Source organism: Amycolatopsis sp. NPDC004772, assembly GCF_053601215.1.
The window spans coordinates 13408-34322 of the sequence record NZ_JBSGBK010000031.1; the positions used below are offsets into that span (position 1 = coordinate 13408).

The following is a 20915-nucleotide window of genomic DNA, read 5'->3' on the forward strand; positions in this document are numbered from 1 at the left end:
GAGAGAACGAAGGGGATCGCAATGACCACAGCGAATGCGCTGGAACTGACCGGGGTCCGGAAGGTGTACGGCTCCGGTGACGGCGCCGTCACCGCGCTCGACGGCGTGTCGGCAGAAGTGGCCCGGGGGACGTTCACCGCCGTGATGGGCCCGTCGGGCTCGGGCAAGAGCACCTTCCTGCACTGCGCGGCCGGCCTCGACCGGCCGACGTCGGGGCGCGTGCTGCTCGGCGGCACCGAAATCGGCCGGCTCAAGGAACGCCAGCTGACCGAGCTGCGGCGCACCCGGATCGGGTTCGTCTTCCAGGCCTACAACCTGCTGCCGTCGCTGAACGTGCTCCAGAACATCACCCTGCCGCTGCGGCTGGCCGGCACCAAGCCGGACCCGCAGTGGCTGCGGCAGGTCGTCGACGGCGTCGGGATCGCGAACCGGCTGGAGCACCGCCCGGCCGAGCTGTCCGGCGGGCAGCAGCAGCGCGTCGCGATCGCGCGGGCCCTGGTCACCCGGCCCGAGGTCGTGCTGGCCGACGAGCCGACCGGCGCCCTCGACACCCGCACCGGGCGGCAGGTCCTGGACCTGCTCCGCGCGATCGTCGAGCAGATGGGCCAGACCGTGCTGATGGTCACCCACGACCCGGTCGCGGCCTCCGCCGCGCACGGCGTGCTCTTCCTGGCCGACGGCAAGCTGGCCGGCCACCTCCCGCACCCCACCCCCGAGCGGGTCGCGGAGCGGATGACGCACCTCGGGGAGTGGTGAGCGTGCTGGACCTCGCCTGGCAGACGATCCGGAGCCGCCTCGGCGGGTTCGCCGGCGCCTTCATCGCCATCCTCTGCGGCACCGCCCTGGTCGCCGCCTGCGGCATCCTCATGGAATCCGGCCTGCGCGCCGGCGTCCCCACCCAGCGCTACGCCGCCGCGGCCGTCGTCGTCGGCGGAGCCCAGTCCGTGCGCCCGCCCGGCGCCGACGCCCTGTCCTCCGAGCAGGTCGGCGAGCAGCCGCCGGTCCCGGCGGCACTGGCCGGGCGGATCGCCGCCGTCCCCGGGGTGCGCGCGGCCGTGGCCGAGCAGAGCTTCCCGGCGCAGGTCGTCACCCGCGACGGCCGGGTGCTCGCCGACCGCGAGTCGCTGGGCCACAACTGGGACGCGGCCGTGCTGGCACCGTTCACCCTGCGCGGCGGCACCGCGCCCGCCACCGCGGACGAGGTCGTGCTGGACGCCGGCCTCGCCCGCCGGGCCGACGTCGGCGTCGGCGGCCAGGTGCGGATCACCACCCGGTCCGGGCCGGTGCCCTTCAAGGTGAGTGGCGTCGTCGACGGCACCGCGCGTCAAGCCGCCCTGTTCTTCACCCCCGGCCGGGCCGCCGAGCTGGCCGGCCGCCCCGGCCAGGTGCACGTGATCGGCGTCCTCGCCGACCCCGGCGTGGCGCCGGAGACGCTCGCCGAGCGGGTGCGGGCGGTCGCCGGCGGCGCCGAGGTGACCACCGGCGTCGAGCGCAGCAGCATCGAGTTCCTCGACGTCAGCCAGACCCGGGTGCTGCTGCTGGCCATCGCCGGCTCGTTCGGGGGGTTCGCGCTGCTGGTCGCGGTGTTCGTGGTGGCGAGCACCCTCGCCCTGACCATCAACCAGCGCCGCCGGGAGTTCGCGCTGCTGCGCGCGGTCGCGGCCACCCCGCGGCAGATCCGCAAGCTGATCGGCACCGAGACGACGCTGATCGCGCTCGTCGCCGGCGTCCTGGGCAGCCTGCTGGGCCTGGCGGTCGCCGGTGGCCTGCGGGACGCGTTCGCCGCGATCGGCGTGATCCCGGCCGACTTCGGGCTGGCGATCAGCCCGCTCCCGCCGGCGGCGGCGGTCCTGCTCGGCCTGGGCGCGGCCCGGCTGGCGGCCTGGGCGGCCTCGCGGCGGCCGTCGTCGATCCGGCCCGTCGAGGCGCTGGGCGAGGCCGCGGTGGACCGCCGTGAGCTGGGCCGCGGCCGGCTGTTCACCGGCTGGGCCCTGGTGCTGGCCGGCGTCGGCGGCGCGCTCGTCCCGCTGTTCCTGCGCGGCGACATCGCCGCCGCGATCTCGACCATGTCCACCCTCGTCGTCGTCATCGGGCTGGCCGTGGTCGGCCCGCAGGTGACCGGGCTGGTCACCCGGTTCCTGGCCCCGGTGCTCGCGCGGGTCTGGCGGATCAGCGGGTACCTCGCCGGGGCGAACGCCCACGCCAACGCCCGGCGCGTCGCCGCGGCGGTGACCCCGCTGATGCTGGCCGTGGCGTTCGCGCTCGCCACCTTCTACGGGCCGACCGCGACCGCCGCGGCGGCCCAGCAGGAGTCGGCGCGGTCGACGACCGCCGACTACGTCCTCACCGCACCGGGCGGGCTCTCGCCCGAGGTGGCCGCGGCGGCCGGCCGGGTGCCGGGGGTCGCGGCGGCGACGCCGGTGGTCCGCACGTCCGTGATCACCGCGACGCCGGTCGGCGACAGCGTGGAGGTCCAGCGGACCCCCGCGCAGGGCCTGGCGGGCGACCGGGCCGGGGCCGCGCTCGAGCTGGGCGTCGACGCCGGACGGCTCGCCGACCTCACCGGGAACACCGTGGCGCTGAGCCGGGCGGAAGCGGACTGGCTGGAGAAGAAGCTCGGCGACGAGGTCGAGTTCTACTTCGGCGACGGCGTCCCGGCGAAGCTGCGGCTGGTCGCCACCTACACGCACGACCTGGCCTTCGGCGACTTCGTGCTGCCGGTCGCGCTGGCCCGCGAGCACATCGGCGGCCGGCTGGACGATTCGGTGCTGATCCGGCGGCAGCCCGGCGCCGACGCGGGCGCGGTGGCTTCGGCGCTGAGTGCGTTGCCCTATCCGGGTTTGGTGGTGGCTCCGGCGTCCGTCAGCACCGCGCCGGAAGGCGGCGAGCGGCAGGCGCAGTTCTACCTGAACCTGGTCGCGGCCGGCGTCATCGTCGGGTACCTCGCGATTTCGGTGGCCAACACGCTGGTCCTGACGACCGCGCAGCGCGGCCGCGAGTTCGCGCTGCTGCGGCTGGTCGGCACGACCCGCCGCCAGGTGACCCGGATGATGCGGCTCGAAGCACTGGCCACGGTCGGCATCGCGATCGTGCTGGGCACGCTGGTGGCCCTGGTCCCGCTGGCGCTGCTCAACTTCGGGTTGCGGGGCAACCCGGTCCCGGCCGGTCCGCTGACCGTCTACTTCGGAATCGTCGCCGGCGCGGCCGCGCTCGGGATGGTGGCGATCGGGGTGGCGACGTCGGTGGCGCTGCGGGCCCGGCCGATCGACGCGATCGGCGTCCGCGAATAGGGGGAGCGGGGTGAGCCGGAGCCGGCTCACCCCGCCCGGTGTCAGCAGGCCGTGTGGGTGTCCACGCCTTCGAAGGAAGTCACCAGGTACTGGGTCGTCTGCCCGAGCAGCACCGAAGTGCCTGCGGCCACGCACTTCTCGCCCTGCTTGGCGCGGACGCCGCCGCCGTAGGCCAGCCCCCACACCTCGATCTTCGTGGCGGCGGAACCGCAGTTGCCCCAGTGGTAATCGCGTGCGGACGGGCCGGACGCGCCCGGCGTCCAGTAGTTGCCGCAGGTGACCGACTCCGTCGCGGACGCCGTGCCCGCCGTGACCGGCAGTGCCGTCGCGACGATTCCGAGCGCGACCGCGGCCGCAATTCGTTTCATGTGAATCCCCCGTGGTGATCGAGAACGGTGCGGTGCCCACGCTAGCGCTTTCCGGAAGCGGCAAACCCCCTGTAATTCCTAGGGGTTGACGCGAGGTACGCCCCGCGCGATCATCGAAACTTTCCGAAAGTTATTGCCCGACCAGCGGGATCGCTCGCATGCTTTTCCCATCCTGGCTCGCCTGCCAGCCTCGACGAGGAGGAAGCATGCTCACCAAGAAACGCGGCCGCAGCAGGGTGTTCGCCGGCGGCGCCGTCCTTGCGCTGATCGCCGCATTCCTGCCCGGAACCGCCTGGGCCGACACGGTCATCACGTCCAACCGGACGGGCACCGACAACGGGTACTACTACTCGTTCTGGACCGCCGGCGGCGGCTCGGTCTCCATGACGCTCTCCTCCGGCGGCAACTACCGGACCAATTGGAGCAACGTCAACAACTTCGTCGCCGGCAAGGGCTGGAGCAACGGCAGCCGCCGGACGGTGAACTACTCCGGCAGCTTCAACCCCTCCGGCAACAGCTACCTGGCCCTCTACGGCTGGACGTCCAACCCGCTCGTCGAGTACTACATCGTCGACAACTGGGGCAGCTGGCGGCCGACCGGGACGTACAAGGGCACCGTCACCAGCGACGGCGGCACGTACGACATCTACCAGACGACCCGCTACAACGCGCCGTCCGTCGAAGGCAACAAGACGTTCAACCAGTACTGGAGCGTGCGCCAGCAGCGGCGGACCGGCGGCAGCATCACCACCGGCAACCACTTCGACGCGTGGGGCCGGGCCGGCATGCGGCTGGGCAGCTTCAACTACTACATGATCCTGGCGACGGAGGGCTACCAGAGCAGCGGCAACTCGAACATCACGGTGGGCTGACCATGCGCCGGTCGATCACCATCCTGGCCACGGCGGCCCTCGCCGTGGCGGGCACCATCGCCGTCACGCCGGCGGCCCAGGCGGCCGCGTGCAGCGGGTACGTGGGCCTGACGTTCGACGACGGGCCGTCGAACGCCCACACCCCGGCCATCCTGAACGCGTTGCGCCAGAACGGCTTGCGGGCGACGATGTTCAACGAGGGCCAGTACGCGGCCGCCTACCCGGCGCAGGTCCGCGCCCAGACGAGCGCGGGCATGTGGGTCGGCAACCACAGTTACACGCACCCGCACCTGACCCAGCAGAGCCAGGCGCAGGTGGACTCCGAGATTTCCCGCACCCAGCAGGCGATTTCGGCCGGCGGCGGCGGTACGCCCCGGCTGTTCCGCCCGCCGTACGGGGAAACGAACGCGACGGTCCAGTCGGTGGCGGCCAAGTACGGGCTCCGCCAGGTCATCTGGGACGTCGACTCGGGCGACTGGAACAACGCGAGCGTCAGCGCGATCGTCGCGGCCAACGCCCGGCTCACGAACGGCCAGGTCATCCTGATGCACGAATGGCCGGCCAACACCCTCTCCGCCATCCCGCAGATCGCCCGCACGCTGGCGAGCCGCGGGCTGTGCGCGGGGATGATCTCGCCGCAGACGGGGCGGGCGGTCGCCCCGGCCTGAGGCGTGCGGAGGGCGGCGCGGCGCTTGCACCCCGCCGCGCCGTCCTCCGAACCTCCACAGTGGATTCCCCGGCGGCCGTCCGGTGGTAGCCTGCCTCCCGGTGCCGGGAGGGTGATCATGGGGGAGCCGCGGGTGATCAGGGTGGTCGTGGTGGACGACCAGCAGGCCGTCCGCGAAGGCCTGGTCGCGCTCATGGGCCTGCTCGACGACGTCGAGGTGGCCGGCGCGGCGGCCGACGGCGCCGAAGCACTCGCCCTCCTGCGGCGGCTCGACCGGATCGACGCGGTCCTGATGGACCTCACGATGCCGGTCATGAGCGGCGCCGAAGCGACCGAGCGGATCGTCCGCGACCACCCCGAGGTCGCCGTCCTGGTCCTGACGACGTACGCGGACGACGGATCGATCGCCGGCGCCCTGGCCGCGGGGGCGCGCGGCTACCTGACGAAGGACGCGGGCCGCACCGAGATCGGGGCCGCACTCCGGGCGGTGGTCGCCGGCCAGCTGACCTTCGGCGCGGGCGTGTCCGGCCGCGTGGCGTCCGCGTTGTCGGGCCGGGGCGCGGAGAAGGACCGGCTGCCGGACGGGCTGACCGCGCGCGAGGCCGAGGTCCTCGGCCTGATCGCGGCGGGCTTGAGCAACGGCCAGATCGCGGCCGAGCTCGTCATCGCCGAGGCAACGGTGAAGACGCACATCAACAACGCCTTCGCGAAGATCGGCGTGCGCAACCGGATCGAAGCCCTGCGGTACGCGGTCCAGCACGGCCTGGGCCGCGGGTTCCCGGCTTAGCGGCAACCCGGCTCACCGGCCCAGTTTCTTCAGGATGATCGCGACCACGCCGAGCAGCAGGACGAGCAGCAGGATTCCGCCGCCGATGACGGCGAAGCGGAGGAACATGAAGCCGAGCACTTCGTTCATGGCTTTCCTTTCCGGTGTTTCCGACGGAAAGGAAGTTAGGGCGCGACCCGGGTGGAGCGGGACCATCCGGCGGTGGAGATCCGGGTGGATCCGCCAGGCAAGGCGTCGGTCGACTCGGACATTTCACCGGCCTGGTGACGGCCGGTCGCCGGCGGCACCCGGAACCTGCCGGCCCGCCATCTCGTCACCGGCAATCCGGGCGCGGGATGGCCGTCGCGTCCGCCGAAGATCTGGCGCCGTCGGGCAACCGGTTGGTCGGCAACGCGCTGTCCGGCAACGGCGTCGACGTCGCCCACGCGGCTTCGGACCGGGCGCCGGGGAGCGGAACTGCTTGCAGGACAACGTCTTGACCTCGACCGCGACGGACGGGATCGCGAGTACGATGGCGTGCCCGGCGAGTCCCGGGCAGGCGGCGGGGTGCGCTCGGCTTTGCCGCCGGCCTCGCGCGCGGCCTGCCGGGGGCCGGTCGAACTCGACGGCTACCCGGTACCGCCGATCGCGCTGCCGGCCGAGCACGCCGGGGTCAAGCAGGGAAGCGCCTGGCGGCACTGGCGGCGGTGCTGCTGCTGGCGGCGTGTAGCGCGGAGCCGCGTCCGCTGTCCCCGGAGGAGGCGGAGCGGCTCGCGCCGGCGGGGTGGTCCCGGCTGCCTGCGCGGCGAACCGACAGCCGCCGCCTTGCGCGGGCGGCCGGGGAGCCCTGTCTGGCGATCGCCGGTCGCGCCGCCGGGCGGGAGGTCTGCCCCGGCGATCGCCGGTTGCCCGGCTGGGCGGGGAGCCCTGTCTGGCGGTCGCCGGTCGCGCCGCCGGGCGGGGAGCCCTGCTTGGCGGTCGCCGGTCGCGCCGCCGAGCCGAGCCGAGCCGGTGCCGCGTGCCCGGGTGTCCGCTCGACCTCAGCGGGCCGGGCGTAGGTGCTCGGCTCGCCAGTGGCGTCCGCGGCGGGGCGTCCGCCAGTGCCGTCCGCGCCAGGGGCGGACCGGGCCGCGTGCCGCCAGGAATGCCGGCTGGTGCTCCGCAAACCCTGCCGCCGTCAGCCCCATCAAAACTGGGTAGCGGACCTCGCCGCGGCGCAGCTCCGTGTCGCGGGGGCGGCCCTCCTCGCGGAAGCCCAGCTCTCCGTGCAGCGCCAGGGAGGCGAAATTGCTGCCGTTGATGCTGACCTCGCACTTGCGGTAGCGGCGCAGCTCGAACATGTACGCCAGCAGCACCGTGACCGCGTCGGCGGCGTACCCGCAGCGGCGGTACTGCGGGCCGATGCCGATTCCGTAGCTGAAGTGGCCGGTGGCCGGGTCGGCCTGGATCCAGATCGAGCCGACCAGCGTGCGGTTGTGCAGGGTCTCGATCGCGAAGTGGAAGTCGTCGCCCGTCGAGTCGCGGTGGGTCGCCCAGTGGCGGTAGCCGCCGATCTGGCGGTCGGAGCCGCGGTCGAAGCCGATCAGGGTGCGGTGATCCGCCGGGCGGACCTCCCGCAACCGCACCTTCCACCCCGCCCAGCTCATCGGCAGTGATGGTACAGCCCGGTCACCAGCAGCACAGCGTGGTCATGTCGTCGAGGCGGACGAACCTGGACGCGCCGTTCCACCGCGTGGACGGGGTGTCACAAGCTCCGCCCCGCCGGTGTCTTGAGGTCGTTCCGCCCGACGACACAGTGAGGACGAAGCCATGGACACCCGCCTCGACCTGTTTTCCACCGAGACCGGCACCCGGCTGGGCAAGCGGTTCGCGAGCCTCGGCCAGGTCATCGACCGCTCGCCGCTGCCGAAGCTCACCCGGGAGCTGGTCAGCCTGCGGGCCAGCCAGATCAACGGCTGCGGCTGGTGCCTCGACATGCACGCCAAGGAGGCCGCCGCGGCCGGGGAGTCGGCGGTCCGGCTCGCGCTCGTCGCCGCCTGGCGGGAGTCGACGGTCTTCACCGAGGCCGAGCGGGCCGCGCTCGCGCTGGCCGAGGAGGGCACCCGGCTCGCCGACGCCGCCGAAGGCGTGTCCGACGAGACCTGGGCCCGGGTGCGCGAGCACTACGACGACGAGCAGGTCGCCGCCCTGATCGCGCTGGTCGCCCTGATCAACGCCGCCAACCGGCTGGCCGTGATCGTGCACCAGAAGGGCGGCTCCTACGAGCCCGGGCTGTTCGCCGCTTTCGCCGAAAAGGGCTGAACCAGCGCGGCGAGGACGGTGCCGAGCACGACCACCGGCGTGAGCGCGAGGAACGCGCCCCCGATGTGCCCGGCCACGTCCTCGCCGAGCAGGCTGCCGAAGACGGCCACCCCGAACGCCGCCCCGATCGACCGGGCGAAGGTGACCACTGCGCTCGCCGCCCCGATGTCGGCGGCCGGGACCGCGTTCTGCGCCGCCGTCAGCGCCACCATCGGGACCATGCCGATCCCGACGCCGGTGATGGCGAAGTACGCGATCAGCGCCGGCTGCGTCGTCCCCGGCGCCAGGGTGCTCAGCAACAGCAGCCCGGCGACGTTCAGCGCCATGCCGGTCACCAGGACGCCCCGCACGCGGCCCGGCGCGGCGACCCACCGCCCGGCCAGCGACTGGCTGACGACCAGCCCGAGCACCAGCGGCAGCAGGTGCACCCCGGACAGCGTCGCCGAGACGCCGGCCACGACCTGCAGGTACGTCGGCAGGTAGACCAGGACGCTGAACATCGCCACGTTGGCGATGAACCCGACGGCCGCGGCCACGACGACCGTGCGCGAGGGGAAGACCGGCAGCACCGGGGCCGCCGCGCGGCGCTCGACCGGGACCACCAGTCCGATGAGGACGATCGCCCCGCCCGCGAGGGCCAGCGTGCCCGGGGACGTCCAGCCCCACCGTGGGCCGAAGGAGGTGATCAGGACCAGCGCCGTGGCCGCCCCGGCCAGCAGCACCGCCCCGGCGTAGTCGATGCGGACGGGCGCCCGCCGGGTCGTCGTGGGCAGCGCCCGCGCCGCGAGCACCACGGCCACCAGCCCGAAAGGGACGTTGATCAGGAACGCCCACCGCCACGACAGGTGGTCGGTGAACAGGCCCCCGAGCAGCGGTCCGGCGATGCTGGCGACGCCGTAGACCGAGCCGAACCGGCCTTGGTGGCGCCCGCGCTCGGCGGGCGCCGCGATGTCTCCGACCAGAGCGAACGTCAGGACGATCATGCCGCCGCCGGCCAGCCCCTGCAGGGCGCGGGCGGCGATCAGCTGGGGCAGGTCCTGCGCCAGCCCGCAGAGCGCGGACGCGATCAGGAACGCCGTGGTGGCCACGAGGTAGAGGCGCTTGCGCCCCAGCAGGTCGCCGAGCTTGCCCCACAGCGGCGTCGCGGCGGTCGAAGCGAGCAGGTAGGACGCGGTGATCCAGGCGACGTCCCGGAACCCGCCGAGGTCGCGGGCGATCCGGGGCAGGGCGGTGGCGACGATGGTCTGGTCGAGCGCGGCCAGCAGGACGGCGAGGAGCAGCGCCGTCATCGCCGGCCGCACCGCGGGTCTGACGGGGGTGTCGAGCGTCATTTCGCGGCCGGAACGGTGATCGTCTTGTATTCGGTGTAGGTGCCGAGCCCGACAGCGCCGTACTCGCGGCCGAGGCCGCTGGCCTTGAACCCGCCGAACGGGCCGTCGAAGCCGATCGGCGCGCCGTTGATCGTCACCGTGCCGGTCCGCACCCGGCGGGCGACGGCGAGCGCGTGCGCCGGATCCGCCGACCACACCCCGCCGGACAGGCCGTACTCGGAGTCGTTGGCGATGCGGACGGCGTCGTCCTCGTCGTCGTAGGCGATCACGACCAGGACCGGCCCGAAGATCTCCTCCTGCGCGATGCGCATCGAGTTGTCGACGTCGGCGAACAGCGTCGGCGTGACGTAGTTGCCCGTTTCCAGCCCCGCCGGGACGTCCGGGCCGCCGGTGACCAGCCGCGCGCCTTCCGAGACGCCGAGGCGGATGTAGTCCAGGACGCGCTGCTGCTGGTCACGGCGGATCATCGGGCCGATGAACGTCCCGTCGTCGGCCGGGTCGCCGACACCGAGCGACTCGACCAAGTCCTTCAGCCCGGCGACGACCTCCTCGTAGCGGCTGCGTGGCGCGAGGATGCGCGTCTGCGCGATGCAGGATTCGGCGTTGTTGAGCAGGGAGCCGAACTTGACGCCCTGGATCGCCGCGCCGAGGTCGGCGTCGGGCAGGATGACCATGGCCGACTTGCCGCCCAGCTCGAGGCTGACCCGCTTGAGCTGCTCCCCGGCCAGCGACGCGATGCGGCGCCCGGCGCGGGTCGACCCGGTGAAGGCGATCTTGTCGACGTCCGGGTGCTTGACCAGGTATTCGCTGGTCTCGCGGTCGGCGGGCAGGACGCTGATGACGCCCTCGGGCAGGCCGGCCTCGGCGAGCAGTTCCGCGAGCAGGTTCATGCTCAGCGTGTTCTCCGGCGAGACCTTCAGCACGACGGTGTTGCCGGCGAGCAGCGCCGGGATGATCTTGGCGGACGCCGAGGAGAACGGCGAGTTCCACGGGATGATCGCGGCGACCACGCCGATCGCTTCCCGGCGCACGACCGACCGGAACGGCGCGGCGGGATCCGACGGCTCCAGGGTCTCTTCCCAGCCGAACTCCTCGGCCGCCTTCAGGTAGGCGTTGGCCTGCCGGGTCAGGCCGGGCTGGCCGGCCTTCGTGAACCAGAGCGCCGAGCCGTTCTCCGCGGAGATGAGCGCCGCGATCTCGTCGGCGCGCTTCTCGCGCAGGGCGGCCAGCTTGCGGACGACGGCGATCCGCTCCGCGGGCGAGGTGCGCGGCCACGGGCCTTCGTCGAAGGCCTTCCGGGCGGCCGCGACGGCGCGGTCGACGTCCGCGGGCAGCGCCTGCGCGGCGCGGCCGAGGACGGAGTTGTCGTGCGGCGAACGGATGTCCAGCAGCTCGGTGCTGCTCGGGGCGGTCCACGTGCCGCCGATGAAGAGGTCCTGGTAGGTGACCACTGCTGCTCCCTAAGTCGATCTGCCACATCACTGTAGCACTTAAATGCCTCGCCGGTGTGACAGTTAATGCTAGGGTGGGAGAGTGAGAGCAGACGCCGCACGAAATCTCGAACTGCTGCTGACCACGGGCGCTCGCATGCTCGCCGAAGACCCGGCCACGAGCATCGCGGCGATCGCGGCGGAGGCCGGCGTCGACCGCCGGACCGTCTACCGCCGGTTCACGAGCCGGGAGGAGCTCCTGTCCGCGGTCTACCAGGTCCGCCTGGACGCGATCGAAGCGGCGATCGAGGCGGCCCGGTTCGGGGAGGCGCCGGTGGCGGAGGCGCTGCACCGGTACGTCCGGGGGATCGTCGAGGTCAACCGCACCTGGCCGACCGAGGTGAGCCGGATGCGCTCGGACCCGGAGATCTGGGCGCGGCGGCAGCGCGCGATCGAGGAGGTGGACCGGTTCCTCGAGCGGGCCGCCGGAGAGCACTTCCTGCGGGCGGGGCTGCCGGCCGGCTGGCCCGGCAGCGTTCTGGGGGCCCTGCTGCGTCTGTCCACAAAGGATCTTTCGGCCCTGGACAACCGCCTGGCCGCGGACGTCATCGTCGACACGTTCCTCCGCGCCTTCGGCGGCCCCTCGGTCTCGAACGCCTCGGCATGAGCCGGCTGCCGGCGTCTCCGCGCTGCGAAACGCCACCCGGTGCAGATCGACGTCGAGTTCGTCCCCTCACCTGACTCGGCTCGAGATCGCTGATCCTGGGTGGGGGTGCTGGCTGTTGAGCTGCGGTTTCGTCGTGTGAACGGCGAAAATCTGCGCACTGAGCGGCCGGTTCTAGGGGCCTGCCCATCGCTTCCCGGTTACGGCTTCAGCGACAAGCCGGCCGCGCCGGGGTGGGGGATCGAGCGGATGTCCGACGCGTGGTGCGAGCTGATGGCCCGGCTCGGCTACCGGCGGTTCGGTGCCCAGGGCAGCTGGTCGTGGACCGACTCCGGTGGCGACCTGCATCGGGCTATTACCCGGGATGAGATCTCCGGGTCGGCCGGGCGCCGGTGACCGTACCCACCGGCTGTTCGGTCTTCCTCAAGGAGCTGCAGCGCCCGTATCGGCGGTGGGCGGAGCGCCGGTTCCCGAACATCCGGTCCTGGAACGAGCCCGGCAAGGTCGGCCACTTCGCGGCGTTCGAGCAGCCGGCGTTGTTCGTCGACGAGGTCCGGTCATTCTTCCGGCTGGTCCGCTGATGGTCACTCGGACTCGGTAAGCGGCTGGCTGAAGACCAACAAGTGCCCATCGGGTGTCCGTACGTTGAAGTCGCGCATCCCGTAGGGCCGGTCAGCCAGTGGCTCGACGATGTCGGCGCCGCGGGCGCGCAGCTCGTCGTGGCAGGAATCGACGTCGTCGACGACAACCGTCACCTTGGCCGGGTCGACGCTGCTTTCGGCGGACAGGTGGAACTCGGCGGAATTGCGGACCACGGCCGCGTAGCTGGGTGGGGTCTCCCAGGTGAATATGGTGTCGAATCCGAGCACGTCCGTGAAGTACGACCGCGCTGCCTGCACATCTCGGCACGGCAGCACGGGAACCGCCACCCGCATGATCATTCGGACACCTTACCCGACTTTGGCTCAAGATCGCAGATCTTGGGTAGGGTGCTGGCTGTTGAGCTGCGGTTTCGTCGTGTGAACGGTGAAAATCTGCGCACTGAGCGGCCGGCTCCAGGTTGTCTCTCGTGGCGTATGTGCGCACGGTGAAGACGGCGTCGGGGGCCAGGGCGGTGCAGATCGTGCACACCTCGCGTCGCGGGTCGCGGGACATCGAGCACATCGGCTCGGCGCATGACGATGCGGCGTTGCAGGCCGGCAGTGGTGCACCGACTGCACGCCTAGGAGCGCTGGTCCTCGCCCGGAGCGTTCGTCCCGGTCTGCGACCCCGAGAGCTGCCGGGCCGTGTTGACCAGTCCGACCATGCTGAACGCCTGCGGCGTGTTGCCCACCTGACGTCCCAAATCCGTGTCGTACTCCTCCGAGAGCAGTCCGACGTCGTTGCGCAGCCCCAAAAGCTGCTCGAACAGCGAGCGGGCCTCGTCGGGGCGGCCGGTTGCGTGCAGGGCGTCGGCGAGCCAGAAGCTGCAGGCCAGGAAGCTGCCTTCGCCGCCCGGCAGCCCGTCCACCCCGCCGTCCGCGTCGGCGTCGTAGCGCCGGACGAAGCCGTCGTGGGCGAGCTCGGCGCGGACCGCGTCCACCGTCCCGCGGACCCGCGGGTCCTCCGCCGGCAGGAAGCCGACGCGCGGGATGAGCAGCAGTGCCGCGTCCAGCCCGCGCGAGCCGTAGAACTGGGTGAACGTGTTGCGGTCGGGGTCGTACCCGTGCGCGCAGACGTCCTGGTGGATCTTCTCCCGCAGCGCCCGCCAGTCCTCGACCGGGCCGGCGAGACCGTGCGCTCGCACCGTGTGCACCGCGCGGTCGACGCCGGCCCAGGCCAGCACCTTGGAGTGGACGAAGTGCCGCCGGTCGCCGCGGACCTCCCAGAGGCTGTTGTCCGGCTGGTCCCAGTGCCCTTCGAGGAAGTCGAGCAGGCCGCGCTGCAGGTCCCAGGCCGGGTGGAACGTCGGGAGCCCGGCCTCGCGGACCAGGTGCAGCCCGTCGAGGACCTCGCCCCAGACGTCGAGCTGGAACTGGTCCGCCGCGGCGTTGCCGACCCGGACCGGCGCCGAGCCCTCGTAGCCGGCCAGCCAGTCCAGAGTGGACTCCGGGAGCCGGCGGGTGCCGTCGAGGCCGTACATGATCTGCAGGTCGGCCGGGTCGCCGGCCACCGCGCGGACGAGCCATTCCCGCCAGGCGCGAGCCTCGTCGTGGTAGCCGGTGCCGATCAGGGCCTGCAGGGTGAACGTCGAATCGCGCAGCCAGCAGTAGCGGTAGTCCCAGTTGCGCGGCCCGCCGAGCTGTTCCGGCAGTGACGTCGTCGCGGCGGCGAGGATGCCGCCGGTCGGGGCGTAGGTGAGGGCCTTCAGGGTGATCAGCGCGCGCCGGACCGCGTCCGGCCACTGTCCCCGGTACCGGCAGCGGCCGATCCAGTCCGCCCAGAAGCGTTCGGTGTCGGCGAGCGCGGCCTCGGCGTCGGCGAACCGCGGCCGCGGCCGGTAGGAGGCGTTGTGGGTGAGGACGAACGGGACGCGCTCCCCGGCGGCGACGGTGAACTCGGCGTGCGTGGCCAGGTCCTCGCCGTGCAGCGGCACCGGCGTGCGGACCCGGATCGCGTCCGGGCCGGCGACCGCGACGAACTCGCCGTTCTCCTGCCGGACCCACGGGGTGACGGAACCGTAGTCGAGCCGCAGCCGCAGCAGCATGCGCATCGGCACCCGGCCGGACACGCCTTCGACGATCCGGACGACGTCGGCGGCTTCCCCGCGCGGCGGCATGAAGTCCAGGACGCGGACGGTGCCGTCGGCGGTGTCCCATTCGGTCACCATGATCAGCGAGTCGCCGCGGTACGAACGCCGGGTCGCGGGCCCACCGCTCGCCGGGGCGAGCCGCCAGGTGCCGGCGTGCTCGTCGCCCAGCAGGGCGGCGAAACAGGCCGGGGAGTCGAAGCGCGGCAGGCACAGCCAGTCGATCGCGCCGTCGCGCGAGAGCAGCGCGGCCGTGTGCAGGTCGCCCAGGAGGGCGTAGTCCTCGATCGGGGCCACGGCGATCAGCGCTCGAGGTCGAGAACGACCTTGACGTCGTCGTCGCCCGCTTCGAAGGCGTCGGCCGCCTTGCTCAGGGGCACCCGCCGGGTGACGAGCCCGCCCAGCCAGTCCGGGTCCGCGCGGCCGAGTGCGTCGGCGGCGGCCCGGTAATGGCGGAGGTTGGCGTTGACCGAGCCGATGACGACGTCGTTCTCGAGAACGAGCTCGCGGTTGATCGTCCCGGCGTCCACGGTCAGGCTGCGCCCGGTGGAGGAGACGCCGGTGAGGCAGACGATGCCGTAGGAACCGGTGCCCGCCATCGCGTCGAACACCAGCGAGCCGGCGCCGGTGGCTTCGAGGACGATGTCCGGCTCCAGGGACGCCAGCACCTTCTCGATCGGCTCGTGGTGGTAGGTCGCGCCGAGCGCCTCGGCCAGGCGGGGCTTGGGGCCGTCGGTGACGCGGTCGAGGAGGTGGACGTCGAGGCCGCGCTGGACGCCCAGCAGCGCGCCGAGCAACCCGATCGGGCCCGCGCCGGTCACCAGCACCCGCTTCGGTTCGAACCACGCGCGTTCCCCGACGCGCTGGATCTGCTCCCACGCCTTCGCGACCACCGTCGTGGGTTCCATCAGCATGCCGACGTCCCGCAGGCGGGGATCGAGGCGCACCGCGTAGTCCGCCTCGACGGTCCACAGTTCGCTGCCGTAGCCGTCGATCTCCTTGATGCCGCGCTCGGTGTAGCGGCCGTTGCGGCACATGTCGAACTCGCCGGCCGCGCACGCGCCGCACGGCACCGGGTCGGGCCGCCGGACGACGCCGACGACGAGGTCGCCCTCGGCGAAGTCACCGGTGGCGGTGATCACCTGCCCGAGTGATTCGTGCCCCAGCACCAGGCGGTCCCGGCCGGGTGGTGCCCAGCCGTACTCGCCGCGGGCGATCTCCTTGTCCGTGCCGCACACGCCGAGCGCGAGGCCGCGGACCAGCAGCTCGCCGTGCGCCGGTCGCGGGTCGGGCACCGTGGCGACCCGCAGGGAGCCCTTCTGTCCCGGCACAACGGTCAGCGCTCGCATCTTCGTTCCTTCCCGCGACGGCGTGCTCGATCACGGGTTGACACCGTTGCGTTCCGCAAAACATGCGTGCGGGCGGCAATCAGCGGGCAAATGCGACGTTGCGGTGCACAAAGTCCGGACGGGACCGGAAACCGGCCCCGTCCGGGTGACGCTTTCAGCCGGCGGCGACGATGCGCCACCGCTGGTTGGCGCTGCCGCTGTCGCCGTACTGGCCGACGTCGGCGCCGCTGCCGGCGCGGCCCATGCCGTCGAGGTACAGGCCGGTGCTGCTGTTGCGGATGCGGACGTTGTTCGCGTCGGTCACCACCGACCACAGCTGGTTGCCGCTGCCGCTCCCGGCGTACTGGGCCGCCGCGGCGCCGTTGGTGGTGCGACCCGCGCCGTCGAGGTAGAGGCCGGTGGCGCGGTTCTTGATCCGCACGCGGTTGCCGGCGTTCTCGATGACCCACTGCTGGTCGGCGCGGCCGGGGTCGGCGCTCGCCTGGCCGGCGGGGGAGCCACCGGCCGTGCGGCCCAGGCCGTCGACGGACAGGCCGGTGGCCGCGTTGACGATCCGGACGTACGTGCCGCCGCCGTCGCCCAGGCCCCACGCGTACCGCAGCCGGGTCAGCCCGCTCGGGTTGGACAGCGACAGCTTGATCCCCGGCCCGGTGCCGGTCTTGGTCGTCATGCTGTACCAGTCGCCGTCGCGCAGGCCCGGCCAGTACACGCTGCCGACGCCGAGGCTGCGCATCTTGCCGCTCACGCCCCGGATGTAGTCGGCGAAGAACGAGCCGCTCGGGATGCTGTAGTCGAGCGTGTCGTAGTGCACGCCGTTCTTGCTGCCGGGCGACATCGGGCCGCCCCACTCGGTGACGACGGTCCGGTCCGCGTACGCGCCGATCGAGCCGCCGAGGTGGTCCGCCCACTCGGTTTCGCTTTCGTAGCCGGCGAAGAACGAATAGTCGTGGGCCGCCAGCAGCGTCCCGTCGAGCCGCCGGTCGCCGCCGACCGCGGGCACGTTCTGGGCGTACCCGGTGCCGTCGAGGATGACCCGGCTCCGCGGCACGCCGGGGTACCGGGCCAGCCAGGCGGTGTAGAAGTCGTTGAGCGCGGAAGCGCTGTAGGCGTACGGTTCGTTGATGACCTCGAAGTAGGCGTTCGGGTTGCTGCCGTACTTGGCGACGACCGTGTCCCACATCTGCTGGAACCGGCCGGTGTCGGTGGGTTTGCCGCCGGTGTAGGCCCAGTAGGCGAGGATCACCTTGCCCTTGGTGAGCGCCGTGTCGATCGCCCCGGTGTAGGTGCCCCAGTAGCCGGAGACCGTCGGTTCGTTGATCGGCATCCGGACCGTGTCGGCCCCGGTGATCGAGTACAGCTGGCCGACGACCTGGTTCGCGGTGGCGGCGGCCGAGGAGTACGTGTCGGCGGCGCCGAGCCCGGAGACGTACAGCACGCCGTTGACGAAGTTGTCCCGCGTGTCGGCCCAGTTGACGCCCTTGAACCCGGAGGTGGCCGCCTGGGCCTGCGGCGGGACGGCGGCCAGCAGTCCGCCGGCCAGTGCGGTCAGCGCCAGGAACCGCACCGCCTTGGAAAGCGTCCTGCGGAGCACGGAGTGGGTCGGTTTCATCGGTTCGTTCCTTCCCGGATCCCTGCGCAGCTTCGAGACATTGGGTAACACCTCGCCCGGGGAACCGGCCAGGGTTTCGAAGGAAAACGATCGGAATCGGTCAGGAAAGAACACGGCCGTGCCGCATCGAGCAGCGCCAGGGCTGTTCGATGCGGCACGGAATGCGGTCAGCCGAAGTTCACGTCACTGCACCACATGTACGTCTGGTCCTGGTGGGAAGCCTGCCAGATCGTGAAGATCACGTGGTGCCCGCGGTAGCCGGAGGTCTGGACGTTGAAGGTGATGTCCTTCGCCGGGGCGTAGCGGCCGGTCTGCGTCACCTGGTCCAGGTTGCCCCAGCCGAGGCGCTGGGTGACCGGGTCGTAGCCGTTCTTGCTGACGTAGACCCGGATGAAGTCGGCGCCGTGGCTGGCCTGGTCGTAGAGGTGCATCGAGAAGGTGCTGCCGATGGTGGTGGTCCGCCACTGGCCGGGGGTGTTCAGGGAGTTGTTGCGAGACAGGCCGTTGCTGCACAGCTGCCCGTCGGGCGTCGCGCCCTGGAAGTTGCCGTGCAGCCCGTCCCGCAACGCGCTCATCCAGTTCCACATGGTGTCGGCGTTGGCCTGGAAAGCCGCCCAGCACATCGGGTCCTGCTGCTGCATGGCGGGGTTCGTGTGCTGGCTGCCCCAATCCTTCCAGCACTGGTAGGCCCGGGTGGCGGGGCCGACGATGGTCCCGTGCGCCGAGGCGGTGGGAACCCCGACGAACAGGCAGGCCAGCCCGGCGGTGACGAGGGCGATGAGCCCCCGCCGTCCGGTGCCGGCCCCGAAGAAGGTGCGCCTGCGCATGGAATGAGCCTCCATTCTCGGAAGAACGTGCGGTTCATGTGGGAGCGCTCCCAGGGTGGCAGCAGCTTATTCTCGATCCGGACAAACGTCAACCAATCGCCGGACCGGAATTGGGGTTATTCCCCACCGCACCCGGTTTCGAAAAGAACGGAATTCCCACCGAAACTTTCGGGTTCAGCAGGACGACGAGACGGTGACGTTCTGGTCGGACACGCGGATCACGCGCCCACCGGCAATGAAGAGCGACGTGCCCGCGTTCCCGCCCAGTCGCAGCACACATCCCGGTGCCGGCGCCGGTTTCGCGGGGTCGGCCGACGAAAGCCGCACTTCCGGCGCCCGGATCACCGTCGTGCCGAGGACGCCGAAAGCCACCGGGCGGCCGGCCAGCGCGTCGGCCGCGAACCGGTCGCCCAGCCGGAACGGCAGCACCACCAGGAAGACCACCGCGAACCCGGCCAGCGCGCCGGCCAGGCCGCGGAGCAGGTAACGCCCGGGCAGCGAAAGCCGCACCTCCGCCAGTGACCGCACCCCGGTGCCGAAGGACAGCCGGATCCACGTCGACTGCGCCGACGTCGCCCGGTTCTGCAGCCACCGGACGGCCAGGAACGCCGCCAGGGCGACCAGGCCGACCAGGAACGCGCGGGCGACCAGCCAGGTGAAGGTGATCCCGACGTCTTCCGGGTCGACGCCGAGCGCGCCGTAGAAGCGGGCCATCAGGAGCCAGCCGAAGGCGTAGGACAGGCCCGCCACGCCGGTGGTGATTTGCGCGGCCTGCGCCGCCCACTCCGAGACCCCGGCCAGTTTCGACGTGCTCACACGAACCTCACCAGGACGAAGATCGCGAGCAGCGCCCCGAGCAGCAGCCCGCCGGCGAAGATCCACCGGTCCGCCGTCCGCACCGCGGCCGGGTCGCCGACCGGCGCCGGTTCCACCACGGTGCCGGTGGTCTGCGCCGACGCCTTGTCCAGGCCCCGGCCCCATTCCGTCAGCGACGGCCGGGACCCGGCCGGTCCGGACGCCCGGACGACCAGCTCGGTGAGCGCGGCGGGCAGCCGTTCGGGCGGCAGCGCGTCACCCGGGTACCAGTGGGGCGAGACCAGCACTCGCGGCACCAGCAGGCCGAGGACGTAGGACGTCGACGCCCGGTCCGGGCGCGCGACCTCCTCGGTGAGCACGCGGCGGTCGGTCCAGTCGACCGTGGTGTAGAGCGGCGCGGAGCTTTCGCCGGCGAGCGGCCGCAGCGAGTCGCAGTCGAGGACGAACACCTCGGCGGGGTCGAGCTTCCACAGGAGGTTGTGCGACGCGAGGTCCTCGTGCACGAAGCCGTGGTCGTCCAGCCAGGACAGGACGTCCAGCAGGGCGCGCAGCAGATCGACCTTCTCGCGGTCGGTGGCTCGCGGCACGCCGAGCTTCTCGGACCGCTTTTCGTACAACAGGAAGTTGAAGTCGCGGACCCGCGTGCGGCCCGAAGGCAGGGTGAACTGGAACTCGGCCGCGGCCCGCACGACCAGTGCCCCGACGGCTCGGTCGCCTTCGCCGACGGTGGCGACCGGCCAGGCCAGCGTGCGCCGGACGTGGCCGAGCGTCTTCGCGTCCCAGCCGGCGTGCGTCCCGACCAGCCCGTCGAGCTCCGCGGCGTCCCGCGGCTCGGTGTACTTCTTGTACAGCAACGTCTTCCGCGGGCCGGCGATCGAGAAGACGGCCGACGCCCCGCCGCGCGCCAGCTGCTCGCCGACCGCGACCTCGGCTTCCGCGATGCGGGGCGGTACCGGCGGCCAGGCTTCGGCGCTCACGCCGAGTCGTCCCGGTGCCGGATCGCCCGGGACGTCACGAGCTGGTCGGTGTAGGACAGCAGATCGGCCAGGATCTGCTTGGCCAGCGGCTGGTCCGGGGAGTCGCTCAGCAGGCGCATCCCGGAAACCTGCATCGCGTCGAGGATGTGCTGCGCCTGCGACCGCTCCACGCCCACGGTGATGAGGATGACGCGGGGGTGGGCGTGCCGGTAGAACTCGTTCAGCGCCTCCCGCCAGCCGCGGTCCGCGGGGACGCCGTCGGTCACCAGCAGCACCAGCGGCCGGTGGAACGACACCCCGGCGGCCAGGTGGGCGGCCGCGTCCGCGTCGGTCAGCCGCGTGAGCAGCTGGAAGGCGGGCCCGAACCGGGTTTCCCGGCCCGGTGACAGGGCGGGGAGGCCGGTCACCTCGGTCAGGTCCGAAAGCGGCAGGACGCACCGGGCGTTTTCGGCGAAGGCCACCAGGCAGACCCGGACCCGGTCGCCCAGGAGCGGCGACTCCAGCAGTTCGTCGGTCATCGCGGTGAGCACGTGCTCGATCTCGACCAGGCGCCCGGCCATCGACGGCGAAGTGTTCACCACCAGGTAGATCGGCATGATCCGGTGCAATCCGCACTCCCCGCTCGTCCGGCCCGGAGCGCACCCCCGGGACAGCCACCCCCCTGAGAGGACCGCTTACCGCGGGGAGTCGTCGGACGGACCGGCCACCGTTACAGGCCACGTCGTCGGGTGGTGGTCTGCGCGGTCACGGCCCGCAGCGTCTTCCGGTGGCCGACGACGTGCTCGCCGCCGCCAGGCCGTCCGCGGGGTTGACGCTCGGTGCGGACACACCGGTGGACGGAGTCGGCGACGAGGCCCGGATCAGCACGCACGGGAGCCTGGTCGTGTTCGTCGCCCGGAAGTCCAATGTGGTCTTGGTGG

The 20915-nt window shown here is 72.2% G+C and carries 21 protein-coding genes; 9 read left to right on the plus strand and 12 right to left on the minus strand.

Annotated elements, in window-relative coordinates; genetic code table 11:
• Positions 1-21 precede the first annotated feature (21 nt).
• A complete protein-coding gene (locus ACWEF6_RS20190; protein WP_310975919.1) occupies positions 22-756 on the plus strand; it encodes an ABC transporter ATP-binding protein in 735 nt (244 codons plus the stop codon).
• A complete protein-coding gene (locus ACWEF6_RS20195; protein ID WP_449684358.1) occupies positions 750-3290 on the plus strand; it encodes an ABC transporter permease in 2541 nt (846 codons plus the stop codon). The genes ACWEF6_RS20190 and ACWEF6_RS20195 overlap by 7 nt, the downstream gene beginning before the upstream one ends.
• A 41-nt stretch (positions 3291-3331) precedes the next feature.
• Here the strand turns inward: ACWEF6_RS20195 and ACWEF6_RS20200 are convergent, their stop codons facing one another.
• Positions 3332-3658 (minus strand): hypothetical protein, encoded by a 327-nt coding sequence (locus ACWEF6_RS20200; protein WP_449684359.1) that lies wholly within the window; start codon positions 3656-3658, stop codon positions 3332-3334.
• 206 nt (positions 3659-3864) lie between these two features.
• Here ACWEF6_RS20200 and ACWEF6_RS20205 point away from each other — a divergent pair, with 206 nt between their 5' ends.
• The 3 genes from ACWEF6_RS20205 (at position 3865) to ACWEF6_RS20215 (ending at position 5984) form a co-directional block, all read left to right on the plus strand.
• The gene (locus tag ACWEF6_RS20205) at positions 3865-4530 is read left to right on the plus strand and encodes a glycoside hydrolase family 11 protein (RefSeq protein ID WP_310975922.1); all 666 of its coding nucleotides are present in this window, start codon (positions 3865-3867) and stop codon (positions 4528-4530) included.
• A gap of 2 nt (positions 4531-4532) precedes the next feature.
• Entirely contained in the window at positions 4533-5198 is a 666-nt protein-coding gene (locus tag ACWEF6_RS20210; RefSeq protein WP_449684360.1) for a polysaccharide deacetylase family protein, read from the plus strand.
• Positions 5199-5330: 132 nt separating this feature from the next.
• Positions 5331-5984 carry a response regulator gene (locus ACWEF6_RS20215; RefSeq protein WP_449684361.1) on the plus strand — a complete coding sequence of 218 codons (654 nt, stop codon included), beginning with the start codon at positions 5331-5333 and terminating at the stop codon, positions 5982-5984.
• 1019 nt (positions 5985-7003) lie between these two features.
• On the opposite strand, the gene ACWEF6_RS20220 is transcribed toward ACWEF6_RS20215, so the two are convergent.
• Positions 7004-7609, minus strand: a complete 606-nt coding sequence (locus tag ACWEF6_RS20220) for a GNAT family N-acetyltransferase (protein WP_449684362.1) — start codon at positions 7607-7609, stop codon at positions 7004-7006.
• 163 nt (positions 7610-7772) lie between these two features.
• Between ACWEF6_RS20220 and ACWEF6_RS20225 the strand changes: the two genes are divergently transcribed.
• A complete protein-coding gene (locus ACWEF6_RS20225) occupies positions 7773-8264 on the plus strand; it encodes a carboxymuconolactone decarboxylase family protein (protein WP_449684363.1) in 492 nt (163 codons plus the stop codon).
• On the opposite strand, the gene ACWEF6_RS20230 is transcribed toward ACWEF6_RS20225, so the two are convergent.
• Positions 8222-9553 (minus strand): MDR family MFS transporter, encoded by a 1332-nt coding sequence (locus ACWEF6_RS20230; protein ID WP_449684364.1) that lies wholly within the window; start codon positions 9551-9553, stop codon positions 8222-8224. The two genes, ACWEF6_RS20225 and ACWEF6_RS20230, sit on opposite strands and share 43 nt — an antisense overlap.
• A gap of 38 nt (positions 9554-9591) precedes the next feature.
• Positions 9592-11046 carry an aldehyde dehydrogenase gene (locus tag ACWEF6_RS20235; RefSeq protein WP_449684365.1) on the minus strand — a complete coding sequence of 485 codons (1455 nt, stop codon included), beginning with the start codon at positions 11044-11046 and terminating at the stop codon, positions 9592-9594.
• An 82-nt stretch (positions 11047-11128) separates the two neighbouring features.
• Here ACWEF6_RS20235 and ACWEF6_RS20240 point away from each other — a divergent pair, with 82 nt between their 5' ends.
• The 3 genes from ACWEF6_RS20240 (at position 11129) to ACWEF6_RS20250 (ending at position 12270) form a co-directional block, all read left to right on the plus strand.
• A complete protein-coding gene (locus tag ACWEF6_RS20240) occupies positions 11129-11692 on the plus strand; it encodes a TetR/AcrR family transcriptional regulator (RefSeq protein ID WP_449684366.1) in 564 nt (187 codons plus the stop codon).
• Positions 11693-11938: 246 nt separating this feature from the next.
• Positions 11939-12085, plus strand: a complete 147-nt coding sequence (locus tag ACWEF6_RS20245) for a hypothetical protein (protein WP_449684367.1) — start codon at positions 11939-11941, stop codon at positions 12083-12085.
• Positions 12082-12270, plus strand: a complete 189-nt coding sequence (locus ACWEF6_RS20250; RefSeq protein WP_449684368.1) for a hypothetical protein — start codon at positions 12082-12084, stop codon at positions 12268-12270. Before ACWEF6_RS20245 ends, ACWEF6_RS20250 begins: the two co-directional genes overlap by 4 nt.
• 3 nt (positions 12271-12273) lie before the next feature.
• On the opposite strand, the gene ACWEF6_RS20255 is transcribed toward ACWEF6_RS20250, so the two are convergent.
• The 8 genes from ACWEF6_RS20255 to ACWEF6_RS20290 form a co-directional block, all read right to left on the minus strand.
• Complete coding sequence (locus tag ACWEF6_RS20255) at positions 12274-12630, minus strand: glyoxalase superfamily protein (RefSeq protein WP_449684369.1); 357 nt, start codon at positions 12628-12630, stop codon at positions 12274-12276.
• A gap of 281 nt (positions 12631-12911) precedes the next feature.
• Positions 12912-14714, minus strand: a complete 1803-nt coding sequence (locus tag ACWEF6_RS20260; protein ID WP_449684370.1) for a glycoside hydrolase family 15 protein — start codon at positions 14712-14714, stop codon at positions 12912-12914.
• A gap of 5 nt (positions 14715-14719) precedes the next feature.
• Positions 14720-15766 carry a glucose 1-dehydrogenase gene (locus ACWEF6_RS20265; protein ID WP_449684371.1) on the minus strand — a complete coding sequence of 349 codons (1047 nt, stop codon included), beginning with the start codon at positions 15764-15766 and terminating at the stop codon, positions 14720-14722.
• A gap of 154 nt (positions 15767-15920) precedes the next feature.
• Positions 15921-17375, minus strand: coding sequence for an RICIN domain-containing protein (locus tag ACWEF6_RS20270; protein WP_449684372.1), 1455 nt, complete (start codon positions 17373-17375; stop codon positions 15921-15923).
• Positions 17376-17542: 167 nt separating this feature from the next.
• Complete coding sequence (locus ACWEF6_RS20275; protein WP_449684373.1) at positions 17543-18202, minus strand: lytic polysaccharide monooxygenase auxiliary activity family 9 protein; 660 nt, start codon at positions 18200-18202, stop codon at positions 17543-17545.
• 174 nt (positions 18203-18376) lie between these two features.
• Positions 18377-19018: a hypothetical protein gene (locus tag ACWEF6_RS20280; RefSeq protein WP_449684374.1), complete on the minus strand. Its 642-nt coding sequence runs from the start codon at positions 19016-19018 to the stop codon at positions 18377-18379.
• The gene (locus tag ACWEF6_RS20285; RefSeq protein WP_449684375.1) at positions 19015-19995 is read right to left on the minus strand and encodes a hypothetical protein; all 981 of its coding nucleotides are present in this window, start codon (positions 19993-19995) and stop codon (positions 19015-19017) included. Before ACWEF6_RS20285 ends, ACWEF6_RS20280 begins: the two co-directional genes overlap by 4 nt.
• A complete protein-coding gene (locus ACWEF6_RS20290) occupies positions 19992-20591 on the minus strand; it encodes a vWA domain-containing protein (RefSeq protein ID WP_449684376.1) in 600 nt (199 codons plus the stop codon). Before ACWEF6_RS20290 ends, ACWEF6_RS20285 begins: the two co-directional genes overlap by 4 nt.
• Positions 20592-20915: the final 324 nt, after the last annotated feature.

Coding starts and splice junctions, on each gene's coding strand:
- ACWEF6_RS20245 (WP_449684367.1), top strand. CDS start 11,939: ATGTCCGACGCGTGGTGCGAGCTGATGGCCCGGCTCGGCTACCGGCGG.
- ACWEF6_RS20255 (WP_449684369.1), bottom strand. CDS start 12,630: ATGATCATGCGGGTGGCGGTTCCCGTGCTGCCGTGCCGAGATGTGCAG.
- ACWEF6_RS20230 (WP_449684364.1), bottom strand. CDS start 9,553: ATGACGGCGCTGCTCCTCGCCGTCCTGCTGGCCGCGCTCGACCAGACC.
- ACWEF6_RS20275 (WP_449684373.1), bottom strand. CDS start 18,202: ATGCGCAGGCGCACCTTCTTCGGGGCCGGCACCGGACGGCGGGGGCTC.
- ACWEF6_RS20290 (WP_449684376.1), bottom strand. CDS start 20,591: ATGCCGATCTACCTGGTGGTGAACACTTCGCCGTCGATGGCCGGGCGC.
- ACWEF6_RS20205 (WP_310975922.1), top strand. CDS start 3,865: ATGCTCACCAAGAAACGCGGCCGCAGCAGGGTGTTCGCCGGCGGCGCC.
- ACWEF6_RS20220 (WP_449684362.1), bottom strand. CDS start 7,609: ATGAGCTGGGCGGGGTGGAAGGTGCGGTTGCGGGAGGTCCGCCCGGCG.
- ACWEF6_RS20210 (WP_449684360.1), top strand. CDS start 4,533: ATGCGCCGGTCGATCACCATCCTGGCCACGGCGGCCCTCGCCGTGGCG.
- ACWEF6_RS20265 (WP_449684371.1), bottom strand. CDS start 15,766: ATGCGAGCGCTGACCGTTGTGCCGGGACAGAAGGGCTCCCTGCGGGTC.
- ACWEF6_RS20225 (WP_449684363.1), top strand. CDS start 7,773: ATGGACACCCGCCTCGACCTGTTTTCCACCGAGACCGGCACCCGGCTG.
- ACWEF6_RS20190 (WP_310975919.1), top strand. CDS start 22: ATGACCACAGCGAATGCGCTGGAACTGACCGGGGTCCGGAAGGTGTAC.
- ACWEF6_RS20270 (WP_449684372.1), bottom strand. CDS start 17,375: ATGAAACCGACCCACTCCGTGCTCCGCAGGACGCTTTCCAAGGCGGTG.
- ACWEF6_RS20200 (WP_449684359.1), bottom strand. CDS start 3,658: ATGAAACGAATTGCGGCCGCGGTCGCGCTCGGAATCGTCGCGACGGCA.